Source organism: Nocardia cyriacigeorgica, from assembly GCF_005863245.1.
GTDB lineage: Bacteria > Actinomycetota > Actinomycetes > Mycobacteriales > Mycobacteriaceae > Nocardia > Nocardia cyriacigeorgica_C.
The window spans coordinates 297,210-305,501 of the sequence record NZ_VBUT01000001.1; the positions used below are offsets into that span (position 1 = coordinate 297,210).

Below are 8,292 nucleotides of genomic sequence, written 5' to 3' on the forward strand. Positions count from 1 at the left end.
GACAACCTCCTGGATCGGACCGTGCTGACTGCGTCAGAGGGTGAGTTCTTTGTCGGGTGGTGCTTCGGACTGTGGTTCGGCCGCGCCGACCACCGGCAGCGAGACCCCCTCGATATCGCCGACGACCTCGTCGCCGTGCTGGCCGGACACCAGGTAGTTCGGCATATCGCCGGAGTCGCCCGCCCCGCGGACGCCCGCGGCGGCGCCGGCCGCACCGGCGGCGCCCATCGGCATCATGGCCGGACCGGTGGCGCCGGTTGTCGCTGCCGAGCGTCCACCGGCCAGCGCCGCCTCGCCGGACGATGCGGCACCGAGTCCGCCGACGGCGCCGGGGACGGCGCCCAGACCCGCGGTCCGGGTGCCCGGCCATGGGCTCAGCGGTGCGGCGACCGGGCCGCCGCCGCCTCCGACACCGCCGCCACCGACGCCGCCGCCACCGGCGCCCGCATGACCCTTGCCGGGCTCGCCGTCCTTCTTCTCGGCCGGATCCTTCTCGCCGTCCACCGGTTTCGGCGCCAGCAGCGAGGTGTTGGCGGCGGCCAGCTGTCCGATGGACTGGGCTCCGGTACTGGCCATCGTCATCAGCGGGGTCACCATTTGCAGCAGCTGCATGACCTGCTGCATCGAGTCCACGCCCTTGGGCGCCCCGGTGACGGCGACCTTCTTCCCGGCCTCGGTCATGTTCCCGGAGTGGCCGAGCAGCTCACCGCGGGTCTTGGCCACCACGGCCGTCGCCGAGGCCAGCGCCTCGGTGGTCGCGGCGACCATGAACATCTGCCCGCCGGGGGTGGCGAGCAGCGGGGCCGAGGCCACCATCGTGGTCAGGTATTTGGCGATGATCGCGGTCAATTCGGCGCCGCCGACCGCCACCGAGGTCGCCGCACCGGCGAGCACCGTCTTCTCGTTGGTGCTCTGCGCGGCCAGTTCGGCGCTGTCGGCTTGCGCGTCGGCGGCCTTGCCCGCGGCGCTGCTGGCGCCCATGCCCTGCCAGATCGTCATCACCGCCTGCAACGCCGAGGTCCCGAGCTGCATCGCCGTGGTGAGAGCGGTGTTGACGGCCTGGAAGACCTGCATCGGATCCGGTCCGCCGCCCGGTGGCGGTGCGAGCACGCCGGTGCCGAAGCTGCTGGCCAGATCCGTCAACGGACGGGCCAGCGCGGCGATATCGATCACCGGCATCGGCGGGAACTCCGGCAGCGGCGGGATCGCGGACAGATCCGGCAGCGGCGGCAGACCCATATCCGCGAGGATGTCGTTCACCGGCCGATCGATATGGGGCGCGAGGGCGCTGCCCCGGAGCAGATCGACGACGGTGGGGTCCAGCTCCGGATTCATTGCAGCGGCGCGGTCGCCGCACCGAGTTCGGCGATGGCGGCGGCGTCGGAGGCCTCGTAGGCCGCGGCGCTCTGATGCGCGGTGACCGCCGTCGCGGCGTGCACGCCGGCCAGTTCCATCACCGACGACAGGTGGTTGCCCTGCGCGATGGCGTAGGACACCAGGAATTCCTGCCCGATCAAGCCGAACACGGGGGCCGCGACGGCCATGGTCGCGGCCTGGTCGACGCTGCCCGCGGTGGCCACGCTCGTCGCCATCGCCGCTGCCGCGTCGCCGTAGCGACGGATCGCGTCAGGTGTTGCTACGAGGTCGCTCATCGTACTCCCCGATCCGGTGATGCTGGATGTTTGGCGCGAATCCCCCCACCGAGCGGAAGCTTCGGTGTGAGCTCTTGCGAAAAACTATGACCGGTCAGGGTGAACGTGACGTGTCTACCCGCTGACTTCTTCGTTGAATGACACGACGATTTCGGCGCGCCGGGCAAAGGCCGCCCTGGCCGCCGCTGCGGCGGTACTCACCAGCCGCTGCTCGAACTCGGACGGTGTCAGCTCCGAGATCGCCGTGGTGAACTGGAGATTCACCAGCGCGCCGTTGCCGTCGACCTCTGCGGTGACGGTCCCGTCCGGTGCGGTTTCGCTCGCGCGGACCGCGGCCATGTCGTCGGCGAGATCGCGCATGCGGTACAACCGCCGGCGAACGCTGGCTTCCAGTTCGTCCATAGATTCAAACACGAGGCGAATTCCTCTCCCGCACAGTTATTCCCACTGATGAAAATCAGCAGGTCAGACCGAGCGAAGCCAGCTGCGCGGCTCGGTGTCGTAGTCCTGCTCGTCGGCCATCTCCTGCGCGGCCACCTCCGCCGCGGTCGGCAGCCCCATCAACGCCAGCATGTCCTCGGCCACGCCCGCTTCTTCCAGCTGCGCCCGGCGCGCGAGCCCGGCCCGGCTCGCGGCCTGCTTGCACAGCCGCAGCACCTCCGCCGCGAGCGCGGTCGGATCCCCCCGCAGCTCGTTTCGCTCGATCGAAATGCCCACCGGCAGCCCCTGTTCGGTGGTCCGCACCGCGATCGCGCCGGTACGGGAGGTGGCGGTCCATTCGGCCGGGCCCTGCTCCTGCTCACTCATCGCCGCATCCCTTTCTCACGCGCGCTCGTCCTTGATCGCCCGGATCACCGCGGCGACCCGGGTATTGATCGCGTTGACCAGATGTTTGCGGTCGGCCGGTCTGGCCACCGGCGGTGTCTCGTCACCGATGACGTAGCGGCCGTCGTCTTCGAGATCGCGCCAGCGCAGCCGGTGTTTGGTGATCCCGCGCGGGCCGAAGATCGAAAAGCCCTGCACCACATCGATGGTCCCGTAGCTGGGTGCGGGCGTCGCCAGAAAGGTGGCGCCGCGCTGGCCGACCGAATCGTCGAAGGAGTCGTGCACGGCGGAGGCGCCGTAGGAGTGGTCGAGTTCCTCGCCCGGGTTCTCCGCGGGCAGCACCACATCGCGCTGCTTGCCGGGCTCGGCTTCCGGCATCTTGGCGACCAACTCCTGTGCCAGGCTCACCGCCTCACATTCGGTGACGGTGAAACCACCGCTGTGCCAGTAGGTTTCGCCGGGCAGCTGCTCGATGATGTAGCCGGTGTTCTGCCGGCGGGTGCCGTGCAGCCGCACCAAGCCCTTCGGTTCGCGCGGTGCGCGGCCGTCGCCGCCGTTGATCACGATCTGCAGATCCGGGTCGGCGATCGCTTCCAGCACCGGGTCGAAGGAGGAGCCGAGCCTGCGCTGAACCTCGTCGCGGGCGGCGAGCTTCTCGGCCTTGAACCGTTCGGGATCCTCGGTGCGCCCGGTGTAGAACAACGGGAACGGCAGCCCACCGCGCCCAAGCGACTCCCACAGCACGACGAACTCGATATCGCTGAATTCCCAGGTCCGGTTCATTTCTCCACAACAGGTTTGGCCACCACCGGCGCATCGCCCAGTGCTTCTTCGATGTGTTCGACGGAGTCGAGGTAATCGGCGCGCTTGTGCTCCTTGGCACCCTGCTGACCACCGCCGGCACCGGCGCCGGCCGGGCCCATGCCGCCGGGAGCGCCGGGAGCGCCGGCGATGGGCGCCAGGCCCGCGCCACGCATCGCACCGGCCGCGATACCGGCGGCCGAGGCGCGTGGGAACAGCTTCGACGCCTGGGTCTGCGCGGGTTCTTTCGGGAGTCCGCCGAGGCCACCGGCACCGGCGCCGCCGCCCGCGCCACCACCACCGACGCCCTTGCCGCCGCCGAGCCCGCCCTTGAGGTTCGGCAGGTCCTTGCCCAGTCCGGACAGCGCCTGCGGCAGCCCGGCCAGACCGGCCTGCTGCATCGCCTGCTGGGCGGCCTGCTGAGCTTGCTGCAACCCCTGCTGGGCGGCTTGCTGCGCCTGCTGCAAGCCCTGCTGGAGCGCCTGCTGGGCTTGTTGCGCGGCCTGCTGGGCCGCCTGTTGCTGAGCGCGCTGCTCGGCCTGCTGCTGTGCCTGTTCCTGCTGCTGTCGCAGCTCGGCGGCCTGCCTGCGGGCCTCGGCGTCGGCCTGTTTCTGCGCGGCTTCCATATCGCGTTGCTGCTGGGTCAGCGCCCGCTGATCCTTGGCGAACTGGGCCAGGCTCGCCTGCTGCTGTTGCTGTGCGGCGGAACTACCTCCGCCGCCATTGCCGCCACCGTTGTTGCCGCCGCCATTGTTTCCGCCGTTGTTACCGCCATTGTTGCCGCCCGGGTTCCGGCGGTCGTCGTTCGGCATCTGCACGGCGTCGGTCGGCTTGGGCATGATGGGAATCGCGGACGCGCAGGCGGCGATGCCCGGCTCGTACCAGTTCGCGTAGACCTGCCTGGCCAGTTCGAGCTGGGCGTGCTCCTGGTCGTCGGGGGTGTAGGCCACGCTCTTGTCGGGCATGCCGTAGACGGTGTTGGCGGTCCAGCCGGAGGCATTGACGAGGTTGTCGCTGAGCTGCTGCATCGCGGTGAGCAGCTTGCCGCTGTTGTTGGTGTAGAGCCGGACCGCGCGGGCGGCACCGTCGGCGCCGGTGCCCTTCCAGCGGTCGGAATCCATCAAGCCCTGGATACTCTGGTCGAAGTTGGAGAATCCGGATTGCAGCTGCAACTTCATCCGGTACCAGTCACCGCCGGCCACCGCGATGAAGGCCGGTTTGCCCCGGATCTGATCGCCCAGCCACCACAGCTGGTTGAAGTTCAGGGTCTGGGCCGGCGGCACCGTCACCGAGAATCCTTGGGAGCCTTCGCTTCCGGCGAGGTCGAGCAGACTGTCGGGAAGACCGCCGTACTTCGAATCCTTGTTCTGGTAGTTGCCGAGGTTCGGGATATCGGGCGAGATGTCGACCCAGCGGCCGTCATACATCTGCTCCTGCTCGACGTGCTTGATCAGATCGCCGGCATTGCTGGTGCGCACCATCGAGTCGAAATGGCCCTTGCCGTCCAGATCGGTGCCCTCGTACAGCTTTCCCGCGATGACGAACGACTCACCGAGGTCGGTGGCGATGCGCTTGTGTTCCTTCATCACCTCGTCGCGGAACTCCGCGGCGATCTCGGCGAACTTGTTCGCCAGCCGCACCGCGCCGGGGAAGTGACCGAGGCCATCGATCTTCAGCACATCGTCGAGGCTGCCGGTCACCATATTGAGCACGTCGACCAGATCGGCGCAGTAGGACGCGGCATCGGTGGCGACGTCCTTGGTGAACACCAGCCCGCCGTTGCCGGCTTGGGTGCGGAGGTCGCCCCATGGATTGTTCTCTCCGGCCATCGGCACAGCTCCTTCCCACTCGCTGTCCACACGGTGCGTGATCATCCCGTGGAGAAACTGAACGGCAGGTAGCCGCGCGATGAATCATGCTCGGGCCGAGCGTTTCCGCCCGGGTCAGTAGTCGACCGAGCGGTGCCGCTGCTGGAAGCGCCGCTCGAACTCGGCGATGTAATCCGACGGGGCGACCGAGGAGCTGGACTGTTCCAGGACTCCGTCGTCAGCGAGGTAGAAGATGGTGCGGCCGACGGCGATGTCATCGGTTCCCACCGGCACGAACACCATCCAGCCGACGCTGATCCGCTCGGCGACCAGCTGATGCGGCGGATAGCCCGCGGTGTCGGCGCCGGAGTCGGCAAGATGCGAGCGCACCCGTGCCAGCGCCTGCTCCTGCGGCATCGGTTCGGGCAGCGAGAGCGCGACACCGGCCAGGGTGAGCTGGTAGAAGGCGCTGTCGATATCGAAATCGCCGTCGTCGCCGAAGACTTCGATCAGCGTGTCCCTGGTCGCGACACCGACCTCGGCGGCCGACAGCAGTGCGGCGACCGCACGCCGGTCACGCTCACCCGGCTCGGCGGTGATCAACCGCAGCACCACATCCACCACCGTGTCGGAGGTCCAGAACCCCGGCACCGCCTCGGCGATCCCCTGCGCGCCCGGCGATTCGCCGCAATACCAGTGACCGCTGTCCCACCAGTAGCAGAACGAGAGCAACCCAGTGGACGCGCGCGCGTTGAGCACCGGATTCGCGACCCACTCGGGCGCACCGGCATACAGCTCGGGCAAGGCCGCATTCCCGTTGTAGGCGGCGTCGAGATCGGGGGCGTTCCAGACCCCGCCGGAGAGCACCGCCCGTCCGCCGGGCAAGGCGTAGAGGGTGGCGCCGCTGCGCCGGGAGCCCTCGAACATGCCCAGCGACGGCAGGATTCGCGGACCCCACTGCGAACCCGCCGCGACGAACGCGGCCGACAGCACCGCCCACCGCGCCCACATCAGCGGGAACTCCGGCAGCTCGCGATCGGCGAGTTCACCGCGGATATCGCGGGCACGGTCAGCCCGGGCCTGGGCGGCGGCATCGCCCGGCGAGCGGGACTGGCGGTCGCCATGGGCGAGATGGGCGGCCAGCCACACCGGCAGTGAGCGGCGCGGATAGACCCGCAGATCCTCGGCATACGCCTGCGGCGGGAACAGCTGATCCTGCGGGAACGGTTCGTCGCCGTAGTCGTAGTCGACCTCGAGCTCACCGCCGGCACCGAGCGTCAACAGCAGACGCCACCAGGGACCGTCACCGAGCTGCGCGGATTCGTGGCGCTGACGTCGCACCAGCTCCAGCACCTCCGTCGACGGCTGTGCACCGATCGAATGGTCCTGCTCGTCGATGTAGAAGACCTGGCCGAGTTCGGCAGCCGCCGTCAGGGCGAACAGGGCGGTCAGCCGTTGCCAGCCCGCGGGGGCGGCGGCGGCCAGTGCGCGGGCGATCTGGCGGGTGAGTTCGGTGGCGCGTTCGGCCGGGTCGGCGGCGGGCGGGGTGGGGGTGGGGTCGAGGGTGAAGCCGACGTCGGGGTCGTCGTCGGTGTCGGTGGGGGTGTCGGCGTCGGGGTCGGCGGGATTGTCGGCAGCAGTGGCGCGAGCGGTGTCGTCGGCAGCGGCGTCGGCGGAGGTGGCGGCGGCAGCGGTGGGGGCGTCAGCGAAGGCGGCCGCCGCAGCGGTGCCTTCCGCCGCAGCGTCGGCGGGCCGCGCGCCGGGCTCCGAATTCGCGGAGGGGTGTTCGCCTGCCGGCTGCTCGTGGGCCGGTTCCGGCTGGTCGGCGGGGTTGTTCACTCGCGGCACTCTCCTCGTCTGCGCGCCCGATGACCGGGTAGCTCGAAGCGGTCATACCACCGCAGGTGAAACGGAGCCGGAACAGCCGGTGACGGCGAACCGACCCGGCCGGCATTCAGTTCTGCCGCGCCAAGCCCAGGGCAGGCAGGTCCAACGGACGATTTCCGTCGCTCTCATCCCACGCGACATACGACAGGGCGGCCGGGTTCGCGATCCCGAACGCGTCGCGCAGACCCTCCACGATCATGGCGGCCAGTTCGCGATAGCGAGCCGAAGGCAGCGGCCACGGCCATTCGACCCACCAGTTGTCGGCGTGGTCGGCGTCCGGGGGCTGCCAGCCTGCCGCCGTCAGGATCCGCGCGCCCTCGGCTCCTGCCCTGGCCTCGGGGCTCAGCCAGCGATCGCCGACCAACTCCGCCCAGATGCGGTCGTCGAGTTGACGCAGCTGAGCGAAGCGCGGCGACTCCACTCGGTCCTCGCCGATGCGCAGCACCGAACCGGCGCCGAGCCGCATCATCTCGGCGGCCAGGCCCGTACTCAGCTGCGCCCACTCCGTCACAGCAGTCCCTGTTCCTCGAGCTCGACGTTGCGGTCGTCGCGGGCGAGCCTGGTGTTGTCGACCAGCTTCAGCACCACCGAGACCGCCAACTCGTGCAGCACCAGCGTGTGGCCGGTACCCGCCCATCGCAGCTGCGGGAACTCGCCGGGGATTCGGGCCGTCGGTGCGCCGAGCGCCTGAGCGAGGGCCTCGCCCATCGCCGCGAACGCGTCGCGGATGCGTTCGCGGCCGGCTGCCGACTCTTCGGCGAAATCTGTCACCCGGGCCTCGATGACCTCGGCTTTTCCTTCCTTGCCCCGGATCTCACCGCTGCCGAGACCGAAACCGGTGTCGAGCATGACCCAGTTCGCGTCGCTGTGCAGCACCCGCCAGCCGAACTCGGTGGCGAGCTGCGGGCCGTCGGCCACCTGCCACGACCAATTCAGCGACCGCAACCGTGTGCCGAGCGCGGCGATCTCGGCACCGGACATCGCATGCCATTGCGTCATCGACTCGTTCCCGTCCGCAGTCATCGGGTCTGCCCGCGCCGGTCGAGTTCCTCGATCTTGCGGGCCAGCGCTTCCCTGCGCTCGCGGGCATTGGTGCCGTCGAGCTGGCCGGCGAAAGCTGCGCGGGCGGCGGCGACCAGATCGTCGGGCACCTCCGGGTGGGCGCGGGCGATCGCCCACAAGGCGTCCTCGGTTTTCATATCGAGGCCGGTGGCGGAGCGCAAACCCCCACCGCTGCACACCGAGGCGAGCATCTCCTCGAAGTTCTGCCGTAGCTCGTCATCGGTCGGCGGACTCACCCGCATGGTGCCTCCTTGTCT

The 8,292-nt window shown here is 69.5% G+C and carries 10 protein-coding genes; all 10 read right to left on the reverse strand.

What is annotated here, in order from left to right:
* Positions 1 to 33: 33 nt before the first annotated feature.
* The 10 genes from FEK34_RS01410 to FEK34_RS01455 all read right to left on the reverse strand — a co-directional run bounded on the left by FEK34_RS01410 (position 34) and on the right by FEK34_RS01455 (position 8,277).
* Entirely contained in the window at positions 34 to 1,335 is a 1,302-nt protein-coding gene (locus FEK34_RS01410; protein ID WP_138446054.1) for a hypothetical protein, read from the reverse strand.
* Positions 1,332 to 1,652, reverse strand: coding sequence for a hypothetical protein (locus tag FEK34_RS01415; protein ID WP_171047994.1), 321 nt, complete (start codon positions 1,650 to 1,652; stop codon positions 1,332 to 1,334). The genes FEK34_RS01410 and FEK34_RS01415 overlap by 4 nt, the downstream gene beginning before the upstream one ends.
* A gap of 114 nt (positions 1,653 to 1,766) precedes the next feature.
* Positions 1,767 to 2,066, reverse strand: coding sequence for a YbaB/EbfC family nucleoid-associated protein (locus FEK34_RS01420; RefSeq protein WP_138446055.1), 300 nt, complete (start codon positions 2,064 to 2,066; stop codon positions 1,767 to 1,769).
* 51 nt (positions 2,067 to 2,117) lie between these two features.
* The gene (locus FEK34_RS01425) at positions 2,118 to 2,459 is read right to left on the reverse strand and encodes a hypothetical protein (protein WP_138446056.1); all 342 of its coding nucleotides are present in this window, start codon (positions 2,457 to 2,459) and stop codon (positions 2,118 to 2,120) included.
* Between the two features lie 15 nt (positions 2,460 to 2,474).
* On the reverse strand, positions 2,475 to 3,260 hold the full coding sequence (locus tag FEK34_RS01430) for an ESX secretion-associated protein EspG (protein ID WP_138446057.1): 786 nt from the start codon (positions 3,258 to 3,260) through the stop codon (positions 2,475 to 2,477).
* Positions 3,257 to 5,107, reverse strand: a complete 1,851-nt coding sequence (locus FEK34_RS01435) for a hypothetical protein (RefSeq protein WP_138446058.1) — start codon at positions 5,105 to 5,107, stop codon at positions 3,257 to 3,259. Before FEK34_RS01435 ends, FEK34_RS01430 begins: the two co-directional genes overlap by 4 nt.
* Before the next feature lie 114 nt (positions 5,108 to 5,221).
* Positions 5,222 to 6,925 carry a hypothetical protein gene (locus FEK34_RS01440; RefSeq protein ID WP_138446059.1) on the reverse strand — a complete coding sequence of 568 codons (1,704 nt, stop codon included), beginning with the start codon at positions 6,923 to 6,925 and terminating at the stop codon, positions 5,222 to 5,224.
* Between the two features lie 115 nt (positions 6,926 to 7,040).
* Positions 7,041 to 7,484 (reverse strand): TY-Chap domain-containing protein, encoded by a 444-nt coding sequence (locus FEK34_RS01445; protein ID WP_212748678.1) that lies wholly within the window; start codon positions 7,482 to 7,484, stop codon positions 7,041 to 7,043.
* Positions 7,481 to 7,972, reverse strand: a complete 492-nt coding sequence (locus FEK34_RS01450; RefSeq protein WP_249358738.1) for a DUF6301 family protein — start codon at positions 7,970 to 7,972, stop codon at positions 7,481 to 7,483. The genes FEK34_RS01445 and FEK34_RS01450 overlap by 4 nt, the downstream gene beginning before the upstream one ends.
* A gap of 20 nt (positions 7,973 to 7,992) precedes the next feature.
* Entirely contained in the window at positions 7,993 to 8,277 is a 285-nt protein-coding gene (locus FEK34_RS01455) for a hypothetical protein (protein WP_138446061.1), read from the reverse strand.
* Positions 8,278 to 8,292: the final 15 nt, after the last annotated feature.